The sequence below is a fragment of the Flavobacterium sp. B167r genome (assembly GCF_056824315.1).
The window spans coordinates 2,317,148-2,340,866 of record NZ_CP124859.1 but is presented as its reverse complement, the minus strand read 5'-3'; the positions used below and the strand labels follow the sequence as shown (position 1 = coordinate 2,340,866).

11 protein-coding genes are annotated in these 23,719 nt (G+C 35.6%); all 11 read right to left on the bottom strand.

Annotated elements, in window-relative coordinates:
* Nucleotides 1–10: 10 nt before the first annotated feature.
* Nucleotides 11–3,013 (bottom strand): SusC/RagA family TonB-linked outer membrane protein, encoded by a 3,003-nt coding sequence (locus tag QLQ96_RS10395; protein WP_482496595.1) that lies wholly within the window; start codon nt 3,011–3,013, stop codon nt 11–13.
* Between the two features lie 621 nt (nt 3,014–3,634).
* Nucleotides 3,635–5,578, bottom strand: a complete 1,944-nt coding sequence (locus tag QLQ96_RS10390) for a glycoside hydrolase family 97 protein (protein ID WP_482496594.1) — start codon at nt 5,576–5,578, stop codon at nt 3,635–3,637.
* A 115-nt stretch (nt 5,579–5,693) separates the two neighbouring features.
* Nucleotides 5,694–8,285 (bottom strand): xylan 1,4-beta-xylosidase, encoded by a 2,592-nt coding sequence (gene xyl3A, locus QLQ96_RS10385; protein WP_482496593.1) that lies wholly within the window; start codon nt 8,283–8,285, stop codon nt 5,694–5,696.
* A gap of 40 nt (nt 8,286–8,325) precedes the next feature.
* Nucleotides 8,326–9,903, bottom strand: coding sequence for a glycoside hydrolase family 43 protein (locus tag QLQ96_RS10380; protein ID WP_482496592.1), 1,578 nt, complete (start codon nt 9,901–9,903; stop codon nt 8,326–8,328).
* Between the two features lie 66 nt (nt 9,904–9,969).
* Entirely contained in the window at nt 9,970–12,687 is a 2,718-nt protein-coding gene (locus QLQ96_RS10375; protein ID WP_482496591.1) for an alpha/beta hydrolase-fold protein, read from the bottom strand.
* Between the two features lie 92 nt (nt 12,688–12,779).
* Nucleotides 12,780–14,012, bottom strand: a complete 1,233-nt coding sequence (locus tag QLQ96_RS10370) for an SGNH/GDSL hydrolase family protein (protein WP_482496590.1) — start codon at nt 14,010–14,012, stop codon at nt 12,780–12,782.
* Nucleotides 14,013–14,072: 60 nt separating this feature from the next.
* Nucleotides 14,073–15,812: a glycoside hydrolase family 43 protein gene (locus QLQ96_RS10365; RefSeq protein WP_482496589.1), complete on the bottom strand. Its 1,740-nt coding sequence runs from the start codon at nt 15,810–15,812 to the stop codon at nt 14,073–14,075.
* Between the two features lie 129 nt (nt 15,813–15,941).
* The gene (locus tag QLQ96_RS10360) at nt 15,942–17,888 is read right to left on the bottom strand and encodes a RagB/SusD family nutrient uptake outer membrane protein (RefSeq protein WP_482496588.1); all 1,947 of its coding nucleotides are present in this window, start codon (nt 17,886–17,888) and stop codon (nt 15,942–15,944) included.
* A gap of 12 nt (nt 17,889–17,900) precedes the next feature.
* Nucleotides 17,901–20,990 (bottom strand): SusC/RagA family TonB-linked outer membrane protein, encoded by a 3,090-nt coding sequence (locus QLQ96_RS10355; RefSeq protein WP_482496587.1) that lies wholly within the window; start codon nt 20,988–20,990, stop codon nt 17,901–17,903.
* A 627-nt stretch (nt 20,991–21,617) separates the two neighbouring features.
* Nucleotides 21,618–22,328, bottom strand: coding sequence for an NrtR DNA-binding winged helix domain-containing protein (locus tag QLQ96_RS10350; protein ID WP_482496586.1), 711 nt, complete (start codon nt 22,326–22,328; stop codon nt 21,618–21,620).
* Nucleotides 22,329–22,617: 289 nt separating this feature from the next.
* Nucleotides 22,618–23,649 (bottom strand): LacI family DNA-binding transcriptional regulator, encoded by a 1,032-nt coding sequence (locus tag QLQ96_RS10345; RefSeq protein WP_482496585.1) that lies wholly within the window; start codon nt 23,647–23,649, stop codon nt 22,618–22,620.
* Nucleotides 23,650–23,719: the final 70 nt, after the last annotated feature.

Genomic DNA, 23,719 nt, shown 5'->3' with positions numbered 1-23,719 from the left:
TCTTTAAATATTAAAATGTTACCTCTAATCCGAAAATAACTGATTTTGGCTGCGGATACCTTCCTAAATCAATTCCGGCTGAATTTGCATTTGCATCTGCACGAGCAATTTCAGGATCTAAACCAGAATAATCTGTAATTGTAATAAGGTTTTGTCCGCTCAGATAGAATCTTGCTTTCGAAAAATAACTTTTAAACGCATCACCCGTTAATGTATATCCTATAGCTATATTTTTTAATCTAGTATAAGATCCGTCTTCAATATAACGCTGATTTGCAGATGACCAGTTAATATCTGCCCCTTGTGCTCTTGGTAAAGTTGCAGAAGGATTGGTCACGACTCCATTGACTACAATGGCCCTGTCTAAAACTTCTGTTCCAACATTAAATAATCGATTCATACCTGTTAAATCAAATTTATTTGCATTGTAAATGTCGTTTCCTTGTACACCTGAAATAAAACAGTTGAAATCGAAATTTTTGTACGCTGCATTAAGATTTAAACCGTACGTAAAGTCAGGATATGGATTTCCGATATTTGTTTTGTCTTCAGCATTGATTATTTTATTGCCATCACGGTCAACAAGTTTAAGATCTCCTGGTTTTATTGCTGTCTGACCAGGACCGAAAACAGCATCTACTTCTGCTTGATTCTGATAAATTCCGTTGGTTTGATATCCATAAAAATAAAACATCGGCTGACCTACTTCAAGTCTTGAGAAATTTTCTAAACCTGCTCTTGCAGACGGTCCGCCCAAAACACCTGAGACTCCCGGAGCCAAACCAACAACTTCGTTTTTACTCGTTCCTAAATTTGCTATGGCAGACCATGTAAAATCTCCTTTTCTGTCATTATAACCCAATGACAATTCAAATCCGCTAACTTTTACGTCGGCAACATTCTGAATCTGAGTTCCACCGGCAGATCCAACAGAAGCGGCAAGAGGCACTGCAAAAAGAACATCTGTACTTTTATTGTTGAAGTATTCGAAAGAACCAGTGAATTTTTCATCAAATAAACCAAAATCTAAACCTATGTTTCTATCTTGTTTTGATTCCCATTTCAAATCTGGATTAGCCGCATTATTAAGCGAAACTCCCTGTGCGTTAGCTCCTCCAATTGGATAATTATAATCTGCTAATAATGAAGCACTGTACTGATAGTTATTTATTCTGTCATTTCCTGTTGTTCCGGTACTTGCTCTAAGTTTTAGTGTACTGAAAATAGTATTTGCCATAAAACTCTCTTTGGCTATATTCCATCCTACAGCCACTGAGTAGAAATTCCCCCAGCGATTGTTACCTCCAAAACGAGAAGAGGCATCACGGCGTCCTGAAAGGGCTAGCAGGTATTTTTCGTTATAATCATAATTGATACGAGCGATATAACCAATGTTTTTTTCTACGAAATTCGAAGAACTTAAACTTCCTTCGTTATATCTCAATTGGTCAATATCATTTGAAATATAATAACGGCTTCCAGCAGCTAAACTTTGTCCTTTTCCATCAATTTTAGTTATAACTCCTAAGACTTCAATGTTGTGTTTTTCGGCAATAGTTGTTTTATAGTTCAAACTATTATCAAATACAATGGTCTGTCCTTGGGTATTGGTTTCATTTGTAGCAGAGAAAGCTTGTTTATGCGCCGAACCATCTTGAAAGCTAGGAACAAACGTATGATCTTTTCCTGTATAATAATCTAATGAAACTTGTGATCTGAATTTTAATCCTTTGTAAATTTCTATTTCAGCAAAGATGTTTCCAATTATAGATAAATTATTAATCTTTTGAAATCCTAAATTAGCAACACGAACAGGATTTTCTGCATCATTACTGTCGATAGCGCTTGGTCCTTGATATCCTCCTACATTATCTTCATTGTAGATAGGAAAGTATGGTGCCATTTTAATCGCATGTTCCAATAAAGTTCTTCCTCCTGCGCTGCGTTCTGGATTAATGGTGCTGAAAGAAACTCCTATGTTGCTTCCTATTTTAAGTTTACCAATATCCTGAGTGTTATTTGCTCTAAAAGAATAACGTTCGAAACCCGTATTTACAATAGCTCCATCTTGTTTCATGTATTCTGCAGAATAACGTGCTGTTGAATTTTCTGTACCATTTGAAAAGCTCAAATTATAATCCTGCATAACTCCCGTTTGAAAAATCTGATCCTGCCAGTTCGTATTTACATTTCCAAACTCTGCTGCTCTTGCCGTCAAATCACTTCCCAAATCTTTAGCGTATTGAAGATATTGCTGTGTATTTAAAACATTATATCTTTTAGTCACTTCTTGTCCTCCAACATAAGTACTGAAACTTAACTGACCTGGACCTTTCTTCCCTTTTTTCGTTGTAACAACTATTACCCCGTTAAAAGCTTTCGATCCGTACAAAGCAGTTGTTGAAGCGTCTTTTAAAACAGAAATACTCTCAATATCATTAGGACTTATGCCAGAAAGGTTTCCGGTTAAAACCCCATCGATAACGTATAGAGGCGTGCTGTTTCCCATTGTTGCTAAACCACGAATACTAACTGTAGGATTAGAGCCTGGCGCACCATTTACGACTGTAACCCCTGCCGCACGTCCTTGCAGAGCAGATTCAGCATTTGTAACAGGCACAGCTGCAATATCTTTTGAACTTACTGTCGAGACCGCACCTGTAACCTTAGTTCTCTTTTGAGTTCCATAGGCTACTACAACTTCATTTAAATTTTGAGTAGATTGAGCAAGAGCAACATTAATAGAATTTCTTTCTCCCACAGTAATAGTCTGCGAAATTAAGCCTACAAACGAAAATGTTATTTTATCGGTAGGATTAACTCCTTGCAAAGTGTATTTACCGTCAAAATCTGTTGATGCGCTATTCTGCGTACCGTCTACATTAATACTGGCACCTGGCAAAGGAAAACCTGACGGATCGGTTATCACGCCGTGAATAGTCTTCGATTGTGCCATTATACTATGACTGCTAAGTAGCAATCCGATTATTGCAATTTTGAATTTTAACTTCATAATGGTTTTTTGTTTGGTTTAAATAGTTAATGGTTGTTTTTGTTAATTCATGAAAAAGTTTGTATTATATTATTGTGGTTATTTACTAGCTGAAAAAATTTTGGATCGACTAAAACGATCTCGATTTGAATCTATTAAAATGTATTACATCTCTCTAAACAAATATAAAAAAACAACTTTCATAAACAATCGGTTGCATTTTATTTATGTTAAACATAAAGCAAAAAAACTCTATAATAAAAACATAAAAAATAAATTTAAAAGCAAATAATTATTGATTATTCATTTTGAAAATAATTTTAAAAATAAAATTTATAGATTTATTAGCTAACTAATTAATTTTCTAAATAAAATATAATATTAAAAATTGTGGTAAAATCCTTAAAAAAATAAAAATTAACAAGTTAAGAACTATTAAATAAGTCTTTTTAACGTAAGTTTTAGGCGATAACTTATGGTAAAATAGACCATAACTATGTAAAAAAAGTTCAAATAGCAATCGGTTGCTACAAAAAAATTCCAAAATTCTATTATTTTACTTTTATTTATAAAATAAAAAGCCAGCCCCGAAATTGGGCTGGCTTATGTTTTGAATCTTTAAAATCTAATTAAGTAGAATTTTTAATTTGTAATTACAATTCCTCCGTTATGAGGTATTATTATTTCTAATTCTTTGTTTTTATTTATTTTGAGAGAATTAATTTTTCCGTTTAACTGCTCATCATCATAAATACAATTAACTGTGGTGTTGGCAATAAGCATATCCAATTTTATTTTTGTTTTCAATGTTTTATTTTCAGCATTAATTCCGACGATATACCACTTTACTCCTATTCTTCTCGCCAATATTACATATTTCCCTGGGTATCCTTCTAGAAAGCGAACCTCATCCCAGATGGTTGGTACTTCTTTCATAAATTTTATGGCCCAATCGGGAGCATCATTTAAATTATTTAGAGCTAAAGCAAAATGCTGCACACCACTTTGAAAAAGCACCGCAGTCGCTAAAGCAAAAACATCAGAAGTCATTCTTTTTGAACCTTTATTAGGAATATTGTCGCTGTTGTAGAATTTATTTAAAGCACTTCCTCCAAAATCCATACTTCCCACAGTATTTCTAATAAAAGTATGCGTTGCAGCATTTATAGCTTCGTTATCGCAGCTTTGCTGTCCAAAATGCAAATTTTCGCTTGCCAAAACAGCTTCACTTGATGCGAAATTTGGATACATTCGCTCCCAACCTCTTGGCAGTGTGCAACCGTGAAAAATAACCATTATTCCGTAGTCATTGGCATCTGTTAAAATATCTTCGTATAATTTCATGGTAACTTGTTTATCACCGCCAAAAAAATCAACTTTTATTCCTTTTACTCCGATACTTTTCATCCATGCCATTTCTTTGCGTCGAATACCCGCATTATCCATCAATCCTTTTGGTCCCTGCGGAGCGTCATTCCAATATCCATTTGAATTATACCATAAATAAAGCCCCACGCCTTTCTGGGAGCCGTATGTTGCTAATTCTGCTATTTTATCACGGCCAATCTGGGTGTCCCAAAGCGCATCAACCAAAATGGTTTCATATCCCATCGAAGCACTGAAATCAATATACTGCTTTTGTACTGGAAAAGTGGTGTTATTATCCATTTTCATAATCCAGCTCCAAGTGCCTTTTGTATATTGATATTCTTTCGAAGCTTGGTATTTTTGTTTAACCAAATCGAATGGAACAGTAGTTTCCACAATCGGGGCTAATGTTTCTCCAATAGTAATAGTACGCCATGGGGTTTCTCCTGCAAGCGGGATTCCTGGAGAAGTTGTTCCGTTTCCGTTATTTTCTCCCTGCATCGGAAATCCAATCGTATATAATCCGTTATCATGCCCTATTAATCTGCTGGCACAATAACCACTGTCAACACCTGTTTCAGAAATTAGAACCCATCCGCTGTTATTTACTTTAAATAAACATGGAAATGTGTATCCATTTCCTAAACCATTTTTTCCGATTGCATCATCGAGGGTATATGAGGTTTCATAACTGGGAGCCGTTCTAGCAAATCCTGTCATCGGATTACTTTGCGGACACAAAAATGTAGTGGTTCCTTTAGGCAGTAAAAAACCTGAAACTTCTTCCTGAACCACACAAGAGAGAGTTTCTTTTTGCGGATATACTTTATATTTAAATCCTAAATTATTATTGCTTACTCTAAATATTACATCAAAGGCAGAATTGCCACCTTTTGTAAATGAAAAAGCGGCTTCATTTGCAGTATATTGAACATTGCTTTTTTTTATGTTGAGCAACTGATATGATTCGTCGATTTTATTCTGGCTGACATTTGTTTCTAAAATTAATCCAGAGCTAAAATCTCCTGCATTTGTTTTTAAACCAAGAGGCGATTTTTCAATAAACGTTTTTTCATTGTATGAAACACTATATTTTGGGATTCCGTTTTCTACAGAAACGGATACTGCCAACTTCCCATCTGGACTTTTTACTATAGATTGGGCGTTTAGTTTGAAGAAACTAACTAAACATAAAAATACTAGACTTTTAAAATTCATAACCTTTTACTGTTTATCGCTTTACTAATGATTATTTTTCTTGCTGAAGCTTCTCATTATTCTTCGGTAAGATAAAAAATCAATTTTAAGTTCTGCTTTTTTTCTGTGCGTTGTTTTACTGTACCACTACTTTAAGTGTTTTAAGGTCTTTTGCTGCCGAACTAGTGCCGTAATAAACTTCATATTCGCCAGAATTTACTTTGAGAGCCATCGTTGCAGCATCAAAAAATTCAAATGAAGAAGCGGGCAAATCAATCAGAACGTTTTCTTTATTTCCTGCTTTTACATTCACTCGTTTAAACGCTTTTAATGTTTTTAAAGGCCCGTCTGCATCATTTACTTTTTTAACATATACCTGAATTATCTCGGTTCCGTTGCGCTTACTGGCATTTTGCACTGGAATTTTCAACTGAATATTTTCATCTGCTTTTATTTTAGTTTTGCTCAATTTACCTTCGCCAACAACAAATTTAGAATAGCTTAATCCAAAACCAAAAGGAAATAATACATCTGTAGTATATCTGTAAGTGCGCCCTTTCATGGAATAATTTTCAAAATCGCCTAATATTTCCGAATTTTTGTAGAATGAAACTGGCAGTTTTCCTGCTGGATTATAATCGCCAAAAAGCACATCGGCAACGGCCTGCCCACCAGATTCTCCCGGATACCATGCCTGCAAAATAGCATCGCAACTTGACGTTTCGGGCGTTAAAGCTATTGCAGAACCAGAGCAGTTTACAAAAATCACTTTTTTTCCTGCTTCTTTTAATTCTTTCAAACATTTTCGCTGCACGGCTGGCAGTTCAATATTAGTTCTGTCACCTCCTTTAAAACCAGAATAAGAAACTGGCATTTCTTCTCCTTCCAGTAAAGTAGAAAGACCACCCACGAACACAACCGTATCGATACCTTTTAACTTTTGAATTATAGCGCTGAAATTGATGTCAAATTCTTTCCCAAAATCAAATTCAAGATTCGCTTGCCAATTGTTTGACTGCGCAAAATGAATTTCAATTTTATAGGTTTTGCCCGATTCTACAGGAAACGAAATATTTGCGGGTACTGTTCTCCAATTTGTATATTTTGCAATTGATTTTCCGTTAACGAATAACTCAAAAAAACCTGTAGCACCAGTTTTAAAAACAAGTGTTTCGGTTGTTTTTGCAGTAAATACGGTTTCGTATCTTGCAGAAAAGCCTTCCAATTTAACTCCAGAAGCAAATTCGTGCTGTCCAGCTGTTGTCATTTTTATCGGATTTGTAATCTGGGTTGAAATAACGCTATTTCCCTCTCTATTTGAATTGTTCCAATAGGTGGCTTTCATTCCTTTTTTACCTTCAAAAGAAATCTGATCAAAATAAGTCTGAGTTACTTTATCTTCTACCAGATCACAGGTTTTATCATAATAGATTTTATCTGCTCCTATTTTAGATTCTATTCCTTCTTTAATGGTAATGGTTTTAACTGGTGTTCCGTTATAATTTCCCCATAACATCGGTTCATTTGCTGCATTGGGCCCTATAACGGCAATCTTTTTTGCTTTCGCTAAAGGAAGAATGTTGTTTTTATTTTGAAGTAATGTCATAGATTTCTGTGCCATTTCTAACGCAAGCTGCTGATGTTCTTTACTATTAAGCACCGAAGCTGGAATTTGAGCCCATGGCACTATCGCGTCGTCATCCATTTCTCCTATTTCAAAACGTCCTTCCAAGACCCGCTGTAAACTTTTATTGATGTCTGTTTCTTTAATTAAATCTTTTTCAACAGCTTCGGGAAGATTTTTAAAAGGGTAATTTTCCCAAACACATTCTACATCTGTTCCTGCCAATACCGCTTTAGAAGCAGCATGTACCGCATCTGAAGAGACTTTGTGTGTGGTGTAAAAATCGGTTACTGCACCGCAGTCTGAAACGACCATATATTTGTACCCCCAATCTTCTCTAAGAATCCGCTGTAATAATCGCGTATTGCTGCAGCAAGGCTCATCATCCAAACGCTGATAGGCACACATCACTTCTCGTACATCGGCTTCTTGCACCAATGCTTTGAAGGCAGGAAGATAAGTTTCGTAAAGCTCACGCGGATTTACATTATTCAAATTCAATTCGTGTCTGCTCCATTCAGGACCAGAATGTACAGCAAAATGCTTGGCACAGGCTAGAAGTTTCCGGTATTTGGCGTCTGCAGGACCTTGCAATCCTTTTACAACCGAAACTCCCATTCTAGAGGTCAGATAAGGATCTTCACCATACGTTTCCTGTCCGCGCCCCCATCTTGGATCCCTAAAAATATTGACATTTGGTGTCCAAACTGATAAGCTTAAAAAACGTTTGTTCTCGTTTCCATCTTTAATCCATTGGTTGTATTTGGCTCTAGCTTCATCGGAAACAGCATCAAAAACGCGATAAAGCAATTGGTCGTCAAATGACGCAGCCATACCTATAGGTTCGGGAAAAACAGTCACGTTATCATTGTTTGCATAACCGTGTAAAGCTTCACTCCACCAATTAAATTTTTTAATTCCAAGTCTCGGGATAGCATCAGACTGATCGCACATTAACGTCGCCTTTTCTTCGAGTGTCAACCTTGAAATTAAATCTTTTGCCCGATCGGAAGAACTTAACGAAGGATTCTTATAAGGCAACAACTGCGCACTTGCACTAACTGCTGAAAAAAAACTTATGGCCAACAAACATCTTATTTTCATTTTTTCTATTTTAAATTGTATTTAAAACCTTTTATAGCGATTAATTCTTTTCCGAAATTTTATCATCTATTCGGAAATAATCAAAATCTGCAAAGCCTCCTATCGTTTTGGAAGCGTAATTAAACAAGCCAAATCGGTAGCCCATAAAATGAGGAATGGTATATGGCATTTTGATAGGTTTTCCTATACTAATCCATTTTTTTCCGTCTAAACTGTAATAAAATCTTCCTTGATCTGCTTGGTTTTTAAAGTCGCATTCTGCCTTAAAATATATTTTGTTCTGATGGAATAAAACACTTTCAATTTCTTTCGGATTTCCTTTTTCAGCATCCATCATGATTATCCTTTTCGCTCCCTGATCAACTTTTACTCCGACCAGTCCAAAATCCTTTTGCAACAGCGAAAGACCGGCAAAATCGCCTTCTTTCATGTTTGAAAGCTCCAGCATCGTCGTTCCAGAACATACGGGACCAAAAGTTCTCTGAGTCAAAATATTTTTTACCTGCGTAAAACTGCTATCTATTCTGGATGTTTTTAATCTCAAATATCCTTTTCTTTCTTTGACAGACCAATTTGCATGATCTGGATTATGATTCCACTGCCAAACTAAAGGAAGATCGTTTTCTCCATTTTTACGGGTAAATTCATCCGAGTTTACAATTCCGGGAATTAAGCTTTTATTGGCTGTAAGGTCTAAATCTTGAGGTACTTTTCCATTTTCTCCTAAGATTGGCCAGCCGTTTTCCCAATTTACAGGAACTAGATACGGAATTCGTCCTACGCCTCCTGCATCTCTAAATAAATAAGAAAACCATCTGCCATCTGGAGTATCAATAAGTCCGCCTTGCGCAACACCCAAATCCTGAAGTCCAATCTTGCCCTCCCATGGTCCTTCAATAGAGTCTGCTCTATGGATAATTACCGTACGCATACCATTTTCTGGCCAGCAGATATTAAATAGATAATATTTGCCTTTAATTTTAAATAGCTGTGATCCTTCTGCTGGCAACATAATATCGCTTTGTGCAGGCGCATTGGCGTTTTCGATTAAAACTTTCTTAGTTTCTTCTTTAACTTCCGACAAATCTTCTTTTAATTCCACAATTTGAAGTTTTCCGCCTCCCCAAACAAGATAGACCTTCCCATTATCATCAAAAAAAAGGGAATGATCGTGATAGGAATTCTTTAAAACAATTCTTTTGCAAGACCCTTTTTCAATGTCTTTTGTTGAAAAAATATAGGTTTTACCCGTTGTTCCTGAAAAAGTACTCACATAATATACACCATTATGGTAACGGAGACTGCTTGCCCATGAACCTCTTCCGTAATCATTTTTTCCATGATCTAAATTCAGCCGGTCATCATTATCTTCTAAGGTTTGATAGGCATAATTGACAAGATGCCAATTTACCAAGTCATTGGATTTCATAATTGGCACGCCCGGATTCATGTGCATTGTTGTACTGCTCATATAATACGTGTCGTTAACCCTGATTATAGATAAATCAGGCACATCTGCAAAAATAATGGGATTTTGAGCTTTGCCCTTTTGAGCCTGACCTGTCAAAATGATCAATGTAATTGCTAGAAAAGTATATATAAACCTTTTTGTTTTCATCGTGGTTTCAATTTTCATTATTTCTAGAAAAATATCGGACAGAAATAATCAATTAGCTAAACTTTATTATTTAAACAATAATTGAGAGTAAAGAAATAAATCATGTCTCCATACTGGCCAGCTGTGTCCTCCAGAATATTCACTGTAATTATATTTAATGCCCAATTGATCGAACTTTTTCATCATTATTTTACAGTTTTCGTATGCTATATCTTCCTTTCCTCCCATCGAAATCCAAAAAGTTTTCAGGTTTGCATTAATAGTCTGTGCATTGTTTTTCATAAATTCATATTGAGGTTCTGCTAATTTTGGGTTGTTTGCCCACCAGCCTGAACTAAAGACACCCAGACTTGAAAACATATTCGAATTTTTAATTCCGGCATAAAGTGTCTGTAAACCTCCCATTGATAAACCTGCTAAAGCTCTGTTTTTACTGTCTGTTGCTACTTTAAAATTGCTTTCGACATAAGGAATTGCTCCATTTTTTAATTCATTTTCAAATGCTTTTAAGGTTTCTTCACTAAAACCTGCAATACCTCCTGTACTTGCCATATTGCCGTCAAGCATTACGATAACCATTTTTTTCGCTTTATTTTCTGCAATTAAATTATCTAGAATTAAGTTTGTTTTTCCTTGATTGCTCCATCCTCGCTGGTCTTCCCCACCTCCATGCAAGAGGTATAAAACAGGAAATTTCTCAGTTGAAGTTTCGTAACCCGGCGGTGTGTACACATACATTTCGCGCCATGAATTGGTTCCTTTAGAATAGTAATTCATTCTTCTTACCTCACCATGCGGAACTGTTTTCAATTCGTAAAAATCACCATCTTTTTTCGGAATTTCAATTCCGCTTGCCATACGGCCCATACCATAAAAGGTTTCACTTGAAGGGTCTGCCACTGCTACGCCGTCAATTAGGAGTGAGTAATAATTAAATCCTCCATTTATTACATCAGTTGTAACATTCCATACTCCTTGCGCATCTTTCTGCATATCGTATTTTCGTCCCAAATCTATCTGTACTTTCGATGCTTCTGGCGCGTTAACTTTAAAAATCACTCTATTATCTGGCAATATTTGAGGATATTTGGCATTGCGAATGTTCGTTTGGGCTATGCTTCCTAAAACCGTGTATTTTGCAAAACTTGATTCATCAATAGGTTTAAACAATAGTTGCGAAAACATATACAAACTGTTTTTCCAGACTTTAAAATCATGAACCCCTGGCTCGATATAATAAATATGCGGCACATTATTTTTAAATAAGTAATCGTGTGTTCGTCTGCTATTTTCAAGCAACCAGTCATTATCTCCGCAGGAAATCCAAAGCAATTTCAGTTTCTTTTTTGTTTCTTCTGGATTGGGTACTAATTCTTCCATTTTCTTTGTATTTGGTGCTGATGAAAATCCACCAATCCAAGCAAATTTATCCAAGTTTGTTAATCCGAAATTTAGAGATTGTCCGCCTCCCATAGATAAACCTGCGATGGCACGATGTTCTCTGTCTTTAAAAACAGGATATTTTTTTTCGATAAAAGGAATTAAATCCTTCAATAAATCCTTTTCAAAATCTGCAAATGCTTGTACTTTATCTGGCGCCATTATATTTCCAGAAGCGCTATCATCTTTCATTGCTCTACCGTTTGGCATGACCACAATCATAGGTTCTAATTTTCCTTCTGCATAAAGATTGTCCAATATAATCTGGGGAGTTCCTCCGTTAAGCCATTCTTTTTCATCACCGCCAATTCCGTGCAAAAGATATAAAACCGAATATTTTTTGCTTTTATTGAAACTCGGCGGTGTGTAAATAGTAGCTCTTCTAATGGTTCCAATAGTTTTCGAATTATAACTAACCGTTTCCACTTTTCCAGCTGGAACTGCGGTATTCAATTGGTCAAATCCGATTGGTGCCTGAACTATAAAAGGATCATTTGGGTTATTTGATTTATAGCCTAAAAGTGAAAGCATTTTTTCGGCGTAACGCATTCCTAATTGTCTGTATCCTGCCGCATTAAAATGCAGTAAATCTGAAGCAACTGCACAGCCTTTTGAAGAAATTACATAAGCAGTCGGAATGGTTTTTGGCAACGTTGCAATGATTTTATTCATGCTGGCACATTTGCCGTTTTGGTCTTCATGAACAGTTTCTCCAGAAAGCAGCGGTACTTTTTTAGGATCCAAATTCAAATCTTTCATAAGGTTATCATATACTATTTTGACCTTTTTTGGCCATAACGTATCGCCTGTGTTCGATTCTCCCTGATGCAGTAAAATGCCTTTTATAACGCCTTTCTTTTGTGCAATTTTTGCCATTTCCACCAATCTTGCGTATGGACTGCCATTATATTCTTTGATCATTCCCAGCATCCAATCTGGTGCTGTTTTCATATAATTTTCAAAATTATCTTTATCAAAAAGTTCAATTTTACAGCCTCCTATAGCAACATTTACCACACCCACTTTTATGTTTTTGGGAAGACTGGCAACCATTGTTCTTCCAAAATAATCTGTCGGTGATAATCCGGTTTTACATCGGCATAAGGGTGGTATTGCCGTGTACCATTTCCCCATTTCCCGATTCAGATCCGGACAATTTACTGCTTCCAAAACCTGAAAACGAGGATCGATATTTATTTTATCTTCTGCTTCAATTGGCGCGGCGCCTTCCATATTGGATTGCCCAAAACTTAAATAAACATGAAAATTTGGATCTTGAGAATATCCATCCTGTGCTGCAAAAAAAAGAACAGCTAGTGAGAAAAATTTAATTATTGATTTCATGATATCTTTTAAATTATTTTACTGCCAGAACAACTGGACACTATATCTTTTTACTAATAGAAGTTAGAATACTTCCAAAATGAAATTCTATTTTATTTAAATAAATTTAATTCTATTATTTCCCCCATTCTCTGATAGCCTAATTCATTAGGATGCAAAAAATCACCATCATGCATATTTGATAAAATGGTTTTAGGATTTTCCTTTGAAGACATTTCTTTATCAAAATCTATTACTGCATCAAAATTGTTATTTCGAATCCATGCATTTACAATAGCTCTTGCTTCTTGTTTAAAAGGGGCATCATAAAATGATTTTTGAAAAGGCAGAATCGTACAGCCATAAACTTTTATGCCTTTTGCGTGTGCTTTTTCTATCATAATTTTATAAACTTCTATAATTTCCTGTGCTTTTGCAGGAGCATCTTCTGGTCGTTTAACCCCTCCGATATCATTTATTCCTTCTAAAATTACGAGCCATTTTGTTCCTGATTGTGATAGCACATCACGATCAAAACGTTCTAATGCAGTAGGGCCTAGTCCGCCTTTTACAACACAATTTCCTCCTATACCTAAATTCAAAACTCCAATATTTTTGGTTGTTTTATCTCCAGCAAGCCGAGCTGCCAAAATATCTGTCCAACGGTTTTGCTTGTTTGTTCCAGAGCCGCGTCCATCTGTAATTGAGTTTCCTAGACAGATAATATTGGAGGTGTTTTTTGATGCCACAACATCTAGTCCCATAATGGTGTACCAATGATCTGTTTTTATAGCACCCGAAAAAATGTTATTGTTAAGATGATCGCCGGACAAAATATATGATGTTGTTCTTGAGCCAGGATGTCCAGATGTTTTTTCTGATGCAGTTCCATAATAAATCGTAATCGCGAGCAATTGACCTTGCTGCAATTGAAAATTTACCTCATCTGAAAATACTTCTTCTCCTGGATTTAATGTTATTTCTTGATTTCCTTTAAAACTGAGATTTTTTTGCGTCTTTTTATCAATTGCAGGAGCTTCAAGTACATTGGCGATGCTGACCTTTTTTAAAACTGTAGGCTGATCACTAAATAAATTTGAAAAACGCAGCCGAATATTTTCTCCTCCTATTGAAACTTTTACAATTTGTCGAAGTGTATTTTGGGACAAACCCGGAGCGGGAGGCATATTGTTCGGCTCTACAAGCATTTGCGCGCAGGCCCAAGATCCTACCCAGTTTTCAGGAGTGGCTTTTGCAGAAGAATTTACTAATGTCTGATTGGTTTTACATTCTATTATTAAAATAAAAAGTGGTAAAATCAGTGTATATTTTAAATATCTTTTCATATTCCCTTTAAAATTTAAAACATTTAATTCTATTTAAAAGCACATTAATAAAGTACTTCTTTATTGGCTAATACTATTCACATTTGAATTATTAGATGCTGTCGCATAAAGACCTATCAATGCTCCCGTGAATCCACCAGCTACATTTGTCGAAAGAATATCTCCTGAAACTGGAATTCCTAAATTTTCAAAATTACCTCCGTTTAAAGCATAACTAAACTGATAATTATCTCCAACAGCTTTTACTTGAAGACTTAATGCCCCTTTGATTTCTATTTTTGCACTTGAAATAATTTCTGATTTTCCATCTTCTGTTCTTTCTAACAATATATAAGTGTCTTTTCCTTTTTTCGTTATTCCAAAAACATAATTAAAATGTTCGTTCTGCAAGCATACAATTCCTGCCAAATCTTTCTCAGATTTTGGTTTGTATTCTAATGATGTCGAAAAAGAAAAAGTATTGTGCTGCTGTCTGTAAAATAAGGTAGACGTTGGTTTCATTTCTTTGATATTTACCGAAAACGGATTAATCTGCAAACCTTTTTTTACAACAGAAATGAATTTTTCTCTAGGCCCTCTAAGCCCGATCCATCTGTAATCTAATTTTTCTGAAGTAAAATTTTCTGTGAAAGTAAAATTGCCATTAGGAAAAAAACCATCTTTTCCCGTTTTGTTTGCCACACCGCCTGGCATTTTTAATTTTGGTCCCATTGGCACCAGTCCGTTTTCAAAAACAGGAAAAGTACCTGACCAGTCTACAGGAAGTATAAAAGTTTCACGTCCAGCATTTACTCTGTCTTTTTCATTTGGACGAATTCCTAAAAACACACCATAATATTTATTATCTGGTCCAAGTACCAAATCGGCATGCCCTGCCCAATCTACCTTATTTGGTCTGTTTTGAGGAAAATATCTTTGAGTCAAAATCGGATTATTAGATGATGGTTTAAAAGGCCCTTTTGGATTATCACTAATAAAAACAACCTCGCTATGGTTTCCTCCTGTACCACCTTCGGCGCACATCAAATAATAATGATTGTCTTTTTTATACAAATGAGGAGCTTCTATCCATATTGGTTTTTTAGAAAGATCAACACCGCCATCCACTATAATTTTATCTGTACCGGGAATTACCTGATCTTTTTCTAAATCATATTCCCATACCTTGATCACACGATGTCCGGTGTATAATTCTTTTCCTTTATCAGGAGCATCATTGTGTACGACATAACCTTTTCCATTATCATCAAAGAAAATAGAAGGATCGATTCCGTTAAAAGCTAATTTAATTGGGCTTCCCCATCCTTTTTTCGGGTCTTTAGTCTTCACAATAATATTTCCCATGTTCCCAGTAAATGCAGTTACAATCATATAGAAAGTATCATTATGAGGGTTATAGGTAATTCCAGGTGCATAAACTCCTGCACTAATACCTGTGTCATGAGGGTTAAATTCTGAAACATTATTCAGCACTCCTCCTAGGTCAGTCCAGTTTACTAAATCTTTAGAATGAAAAATTGGAACTCCTGGAAACATCGCAAATGAAGAGCACACCATATAATAATCGTCCCCTTTTCTGGTAATTGCGGGATCAGGATAACATCCCTGAAGAATCGGTGAATAAAATTCGTTTTCTTTTAATGGATTGTTTGTATAAATCTCATCTTCTCCTTTGTATAAAACGTTCGAAAAAATTGGAGCCTTCCCGCTTTTCTTTTTCGGATTATTTTCTTGGGCTTGTAAATGCACAATACTTAACATCAAAGATGCCATTAATAAAAATATCTTTTTCTTGTTCATTATATCGTTATTTTAAAAATATATTAAAAAGCCGAGAGCAATACTCTCGGCTCTAACCAAACTAACTTAAATCTTAATAGAAGTCATTTGTAAGATTAACACTATTACGAATGTTAGTTTAAAAAAAAATTAATATCCTGGATTCTGATAAGCCTTTTTTTCCTCTGCCGACATTTCCATTCCGTCCATCTGCCCTTGCGGAATCGGTCTTAGATAATGATGCGGATCAATTGTTCTAGTCACTACTTCAGGCGTATGCTGTCCGTAATTAGATCCTCCAATAGAATATTTACCTGCCAGCTCATTCCATTTTTGAGTTCGTACTAAATCATACCAGCGGTATCCTTCTCCAAAAAATTCACGTGAGCGTTCTGCAAGAATGTAATTAATATCAATTATTGCTGGAGTTGCACTTGTCATTGCAGCACTATTATCCTGTATTTTAGCGGTATTACCATTATTGTCCCATTTCCATTTTCCAGCTCTAGCTCTTAGCACATTTACAAGAGATCTTGCACTTAAAGTCCCTGTAGCGCCTTTTACCGCTGCTTCTGCAGCAACAAGATACAGTTCAGAGAATTTTGCTACTGGAAACGGTCTTGTGCTTCCTGCATTAGGCTGCCCAAGTCCGCCCGCATTATCTGTTCTGTATGGACCTAATTTCCAAAAACCTGGATATACAATTCTGCTAATCCCGTTCGGAGATATCACATAGTCAGCTCTTCCTGGCAGAACCCCAGCTCCAACTCCGCTGTCTCCCTGTCCTGAAGGATATTCTATTGGTGTTGCTGGCTCTTCATCAAGAAATGTCAAAACGGCATCTCCAGGTTTAATTGTCAATCCATTAGCATTGGTTAGTGTAGCCACACCTGTAAGACCAGTACCTAGCAGATTCCAGTTGCCACGAAAAACTGTTGCAAATGTTCCATCGTATCTTGAGTCATTAGTTTTATCAGCAAAGGTATTTTTTACCACTTCGATAGTCGGTGCCATTCTTGTCCATGGACGACCTAAAAACTGATTTGCCTCTCTCTGAACTGAAGAAACCGCAGTTGTTCCGTTTTTACTTCTGATAGACGTATAATTCCAAGTTACCATCCATCCTGCAAAGTTGTCTGGAGTACCTCCGCCTCCGCCTCCATAGGTAAGGCTTGCTCCGTTGTAATATTCACTGGTTTCTGTATGGTCGGCATAAAGCATTACTTCTTTGTTTCTGTCGTTTGAGCCTAAATTTACATCATAGTAAGAATCCAGCAGTCCATAAGAACCTGGATTATTTATTCCTTCTACAGCTAAATCATAAGCTTTCTGAAAATACCATTGCGAATCATGTCCGTCTGGATCTGTTCTTGGTGTTTCTGGATACGTTGGAATATTATTAGGATTTTCAAGCCACCATGCATAAGTTAGGTACGCTTTCGCTAAAAACAAACGTGCTACCGTTTTGGTTACCGTACCTGTTAAACGAGGTGCATCAGGAAGCTCATTTACTGCAGCCAGAAGATCTGGAAAAACAGCTTTGGTGTATACTTCTGTAACCGTATTACGTTTAGAAGATCTTGAAGGCTTACTGTTAAACTTTAAGTCTCCAGCTCCTAAATCCAAAGGAACGCCACCGAATGTCTGCACCAATAAAAAGTAATCAAAACCTCTGAAAAACTTAGATTCTGCGATTAGATTAGCTGCAATTCCTACAGCTGCTCCATTTTCTATAATACCGCTCGCTGTATTAATATCTGAATAAGAATTATTCCACAAAACATCTGAACGGCTTGAAGCAGGATTAATAATCCCTACACCAGATAAATCATGATCTTTAAAGTTTCCATCTGCGCTCTGTGCATAAGTCGACTCATCTGTACCAGTCTGGCAAGAATTGTAAAAATAAGCCTGACCGTAAATCCAGCGCAAGTGTGCATAATGCGACGTTAATCCTTGTATAACACCTTGTTCTGTTTTAAAATAGCTTGGCTCGTAGAAATCATGAGGTTTTTCTTCTAATATATCAGAACAGCCAGCTAAGGAGAATAAAACCGCTGACCCTATAATTAAGTTTTTAAAAATATATCTTTTCATGTCTGCGTCTGATTAAAATGTTAAGTTAAGCCCAAATAAATAATTTCTGGTCGTAGGAGTGTTGGTTCCGATAATAGAAAATCTTTTCTGATAAGAGGCAACAGCCTGATTTTCGTCTCCAACTGAATTTGTTTCAGGATCCATTCCCGATTTATCATGATATGGAGAGAATAAAACAAACGGATTCTGTGCCGTGAAATACAATCGTAATCTGTCAATGCCTAAATTTCTTGTAAAATTCTGATCAATAGTGTATCCAAAAGTAAGCGCTCTGATTTTTACATAAGAAGCATCAAAATATCCCATAGTTGACATGTATTTAGGATTATCACCGCTTCTGATTCCTCTCGGATTTGGAAATTCTCCATCTCTGTTATCTGGAGTCCAATAATCTACATCGACATTACTTCTTCTTCCGTTTAATAAGTTCATGTAACTTGCTCCTCCATAAAGCGTGCTAATTAACACTCCGCCACTTTTAAATGCTCCTACCATATTGAAATCAAACCCTTTGTAAGTTAAATTGGTATTGAAACCTCCCTGAAAATCTGGATCCGTTTCGATAATCTGGCGGTCGCTTGCATTTATAGCGCGTGTTGGCGAACCGTCTGCGTTATATTCTCCTGTATATTTCACTTTGATAGATCCGACAACTGTTCCCTGTTGGTTAATGCCTGTAGGGCCTGGCTCATAAATTGACATATATGGATCTCCCTCCTGCCAGATTCCTACTTTTTTGTAATCGTAAATAGAATTTATATTATATCCTACAAACCAGTTATTGGCTTCGTCACGGCTAGCTCCAGAAGCTAAAGCCACAAGTTTGTTTTCATTTTTGTAGAAATTAACCCCCACACTCCAAGTCAGGCCATTAGGATTATCCAAAATAACTCCGTTTAATGATATTTCATACCCTTTATTTTCTGTTTCTCCAACATTCGCAACATAACCGCTTACACCAGAAGTTGGAGGAAGTCCCACGCGCTGAAGCAAATTCTTTGTATTGGTTTTATAATATTCAACCGTACCAGATAAACGGTTGTTGAATAATCCGAAATCCAGTCCGTAGTTCCATGTTGTTGAGAATTCCCATCCTAAATCAGGATTTGGTAGTTCTGTAACATATACACCCGTTGAATTTGTGCTTCCAAAATTGTATGGTCTTGTGCTTAAAGCTCCTAAAGTTTTATAAGGATCTACTGCCTGATTAGAAGTTTCTCCATATCCGGCTCTCAGTTTCAATAAATTAATTGGTTTAACGTTTTTAAGAAAAGACTCATTTGAAAGCGTCCATCCTGCTGAAACTGCTGGATAAGTAACCCATTTGTTTCCTGGAGAAAGTCTCGATGAACCATCAGAACGCACTGTTCCTGATATGAAATAACGTCCATCATAAGAATACATTAACCTTGCCATGTAAGATGTTAATCCCCACTGCGTATAATCCTGATCAGCTGGATTAATAACCGCTTCTTCCTCACTCTGTCCTAAATTGTAAAACTGGAAAGCATCTGAAGTAATACCGTTTCTTGTCACTCTTGAACTCTGTCCTGTGTATTGTTCATTTGAATATAATCCAACAAAATTGATAGTGTGCTTTTCAGCAAAAGTCTTATCATAAGTCAGTAAGTTTTCCAAAAGCCATTGCGTAGACCAACCGTTAGTGATTGCGGCATTCGAAAGCGTTGTCGGATTTACATCAAAGACTCCTTGCCCTTCATAATATCCTGCATTAGAAGTACGGAAATTCAAACCTGTATTGAGTCTGTATTTTAAACCGTCAATACCCGGAATTTTTACTTCCGCAAAAATATTATTATAAGAACTAAAAGCCCTATTTAAATTGACATACGCATCTCCTAAATTTTTAATAGACTTTCTTGTATATACCCACTGATCATCTGCAGCCATGCTTACCGTTCTTTTAAGGGTTCCATCAGCATTATAAGGGTTTGCAAGAGGTGAAGTTGCTAAAATAGTTCCTGTTCCTATGTTATCCCCATTTGTAATACTGTAATTACTGTTTGTATTGAATCCCATACGGATAGACCTGTTAATTTGCTGGTCTAAACCTGCTCTCAAACTGAAACGCTCATAGCTCTGACCTGGAAGAACAGACTCCTCTTTATAATATCCCAAACCTGCATTGTAAGCTCCGCCTTCGCTTCCACCAGAAACACTAACATCATGACTGATCATTTCTCCAGAACCGTAAAGAAGGTTCTGCCAGTCGGTATTTGTATTACGAGATTCATCTACACCATCTACATAAAGACCAGTATAATCACGCAATGCCGCAAACTTCTGTCCGTCCATCATAGGGTATTTAGACCATGCCTGTTTGATTCCGCTGAAACCATTGTAATTAAATGTTGCTTTCTGATTTTTACGCCCTTTTAAAGTAGTTACCAGAATCACACCATTTGCTCCTCGTGAACCGTAAATTGCAGTTGCTGAAGCATCTTTTAGAATATCTATCGACTTAATATCAGACGGATTTATATCTCCAATAGATCCTGCAAAAGGAACTCCGTCAAGTACTACTAGCGGATCATTACTTCCTGTAAGCGATCTCGTTCCTCGTATTCTGATCTGCATTGCTGCTCCTGGCTTAGAAGAAGTTTGGGTCAGATCAACTCCGGGAAGCCTGCCCTGAAGTGCTTGAGTAATATTGGCTGCAGGAACTTCGTTTAATTCCTTGCCGCCAAGAGAAGAAACAGATCCTGTAACAGCTTCTTTAACTTGTGTCCCGTATCCGATTACCACAACTTCTTTCAAATTATTGGCGTCTTCTTCAAGCTTTACATTAATATTTGTCTGGCTGTTTACCGCCACTTCTTTACTTTTTAATCCGATGAAACTAAAAATAAGAACACCGTTGGCCGGTACACTAATAGAATAAGTACCATCAAAACTAGTACTCACTCCGTTTTTAGCTCCTTTTAAATTAACGTTAGCTCCAGGAATCGGTCCAGTGTCATCGGTTACAGTTCCAGTTACAGTTGTCTGTGCTTTAGATTGAAATGAAAACGCAAACAGCAGCATAAAAAAACAAAAGCATTTTAAATGTCTTTGTTTACTTGCATTAAAGAGGTTAGTCATAAAAATTGATTTAATAATTAATTGGTTTGTTAGTAAGCTTTTTTCAACATTATATAGGTTTTAAAAAATGCAACCTTATAAGTTTATTTATTACAAATATAAAAAAATATATTTCAAACACAATCGGTTGTGTAATTTATTTTTTGCCAAATAATAAAAAAAATACCAAAAAAAAGATGTTTATCATATAATTAAATACATAATATTATAAATACAGCAAATTCAACTAAAACGTTGTAGTAATATTTAGGAATAATAAAAGGATTGTTCAAGATTCTTAAATAAAACATAAAATTGAGGTATTTATACTTTTATGAATAATTTAAAACATGGGAGTCGCAGCAATTTATACGATTTAGAAAAAATTTCTACTTAAAAAGTATATTTTTAGATTCAGTCAATTCAATTAGATAAAAAACCTCAAACAATCGATTGCTCAAATAATTGAAAAAGATGAAAATAGAGTTTTAGTTAAGGACAAGAGAAAAATTGAATGAAGTTTTTTATTTTTTGAAAAAGCTCAATAAATGATTCACACACAAAAAAAAAAAAAAATGAAAGTAAAATTTGGAGTAAAACGTTCTTGAACTATCATAATTAAATTTGGGGAGAAATTTTGATCTAAAACTAATGCTCAAAAATAAAATTGAATTTTACATTCCAGCTGACTTCATTTTTTGGCACATTTAAACTGTAAAATTTAGCAGCTCGATAAGAAACTCCATCTTCCTTTTCATCTAAACTATAAACCAATCTTCTCTGCAAAATCTTTCTTCTGAAATTTACCTTATTTATTTTAATCCCTAAAATTTCCTCATACAACTGGACAACTTGAAGTAAAGTAAATTTTTCTCCTAAAAGATTAAAACCTACAGCACTGCAGCAAATATTCTTTTTCAGCTCTTTAAGGCTAAAATCTAGCATCACCATATCTTTCTCACATAAATGGGCTATATTATCGGTTTCAAGCCAAATTATATCTGAATTTGGCTCTTCATTCTCGACCGCTTTTTTTTTCCTTATCATTGCATAATATACAATTGAGATATTTTCTGATGATAATGAAGAACGATTATCATATGCTTTTAATTGATCTAAGAAGAAATCATCTGAAGGAATATACTTCTCCAGTATTTCTTGCGCAGTTTGCCACATTGGTACAGCTTCTAAGCTAGCATTAGGCAATTTCCATTTAAACTCCCTGGCCTCGCTATCATTTTTAGCTAGCAAAACTTTTAGCTTTCTTTCCTCAAAACAGAATATTACACAGCTTATTTCTATCTTATTTTCAAGACATGAATTACGGCACATTCTCTCTTCTGAAGCTTCTTTTTTCATAGAAATAAAATACTTTAAAATCAATAAATCATCATTACTAGAGCATCATCATGATGATTTAGAAGGTTTTTATTAATTCTAAAAACAATCGGTTGTGTAAAGTTATATAAAAAAACATATTATGCAAATTTAACTTACTTAATTTAAGCATACTTAAAAACAACAACCGATTGTATTACTATTAATCAAAACTTGTATTTTTCTGTATAATTCCTAAGTTTGGAAATGAGTCTACAAAAAATTGCTCTTACATTAAATGCAAGAGCAGTTTTTTTAAAGGACAAGAAATTTAAATCTTTTTTGATGATTCACGAACCAGAACTTCTGTATTAAGAAAAGTTATTTCTTTTACTTCTTCATCTTTCGAAGACCCTATATTGTCAATAACAATGTTTGCAGCAGCTTTTCCCATTTTCTCAGCAGGATGTGTAATTGTTGAAATATTGGGTTCAATTATTTCTGAAATAGGGTCATTATTAAAACCAATTACGGCAAAATCCTGAGGCACTTTAATACCTCTCTTTTTTGCTGTCTGCACAGCACTAACCGCAAGAATATCCCCAGGCGCAAAAAGTCCATCCGGCGGCATTTTTAAGTCAAACAACTTACGGCTAGCTTCAACACCATCGTCATATGTCATGGCTTTCATATTTATAATCAATTCTTCTTTTAAGGGCAGGCCATGCTCTGCTAAAGCATCAAGATAACCTCTTTTTCTCTCATTATAAAGATTACCAAACTCAGCACCAGCAGTCATGTGTGCGATTCTCTTGCACCCTTGATCGATAAGATGTTTCGTGGCTTTATAAGCTGCAGTATAATTATCAATTACAACTCTAAATGCATTAAAACCCTTCGGAACACGGTCAACAAATACGACAGGAATATTATTATTTAAAAACTGTTCAAAATGAGAAGTGTCTTTTGTCTCCATTGCAAGCGAACAAACAACACCACTTACTCTACTGCTATAAAGCGATTTAGCCATTTTAACTTCTTCCGCATATGAATCATGCGACTGCATAATAATAACAGAAAAGTTTGATTTTCTAGACGCTACCTCAATGCCGCTAATTAATGATGATAAAAAAGGCTGCGCTATAGTCGGAATTAAAACACCAATTGTTTTAGATTTATTTCCTCTTAATCCTGCTGCCAAAGTATTTGGAACAAACCCCATTTCCTCAGCGGTTTTTTTAACTTTTTTAATGGTTTTGTCACTAAGACTATGGTGGTCTTTCAATGCTCTTGAAATAGTAGATGTAGCTAGATTAAGTCTCTCCGCAATATCATAAATAGTTACAGGTCTATGTTCTTCCATTACTTATTAATTAGGTGTAAATATTATATTTTTAAAAACTGACAAAATGCAATTATCGATATTCTTTTTC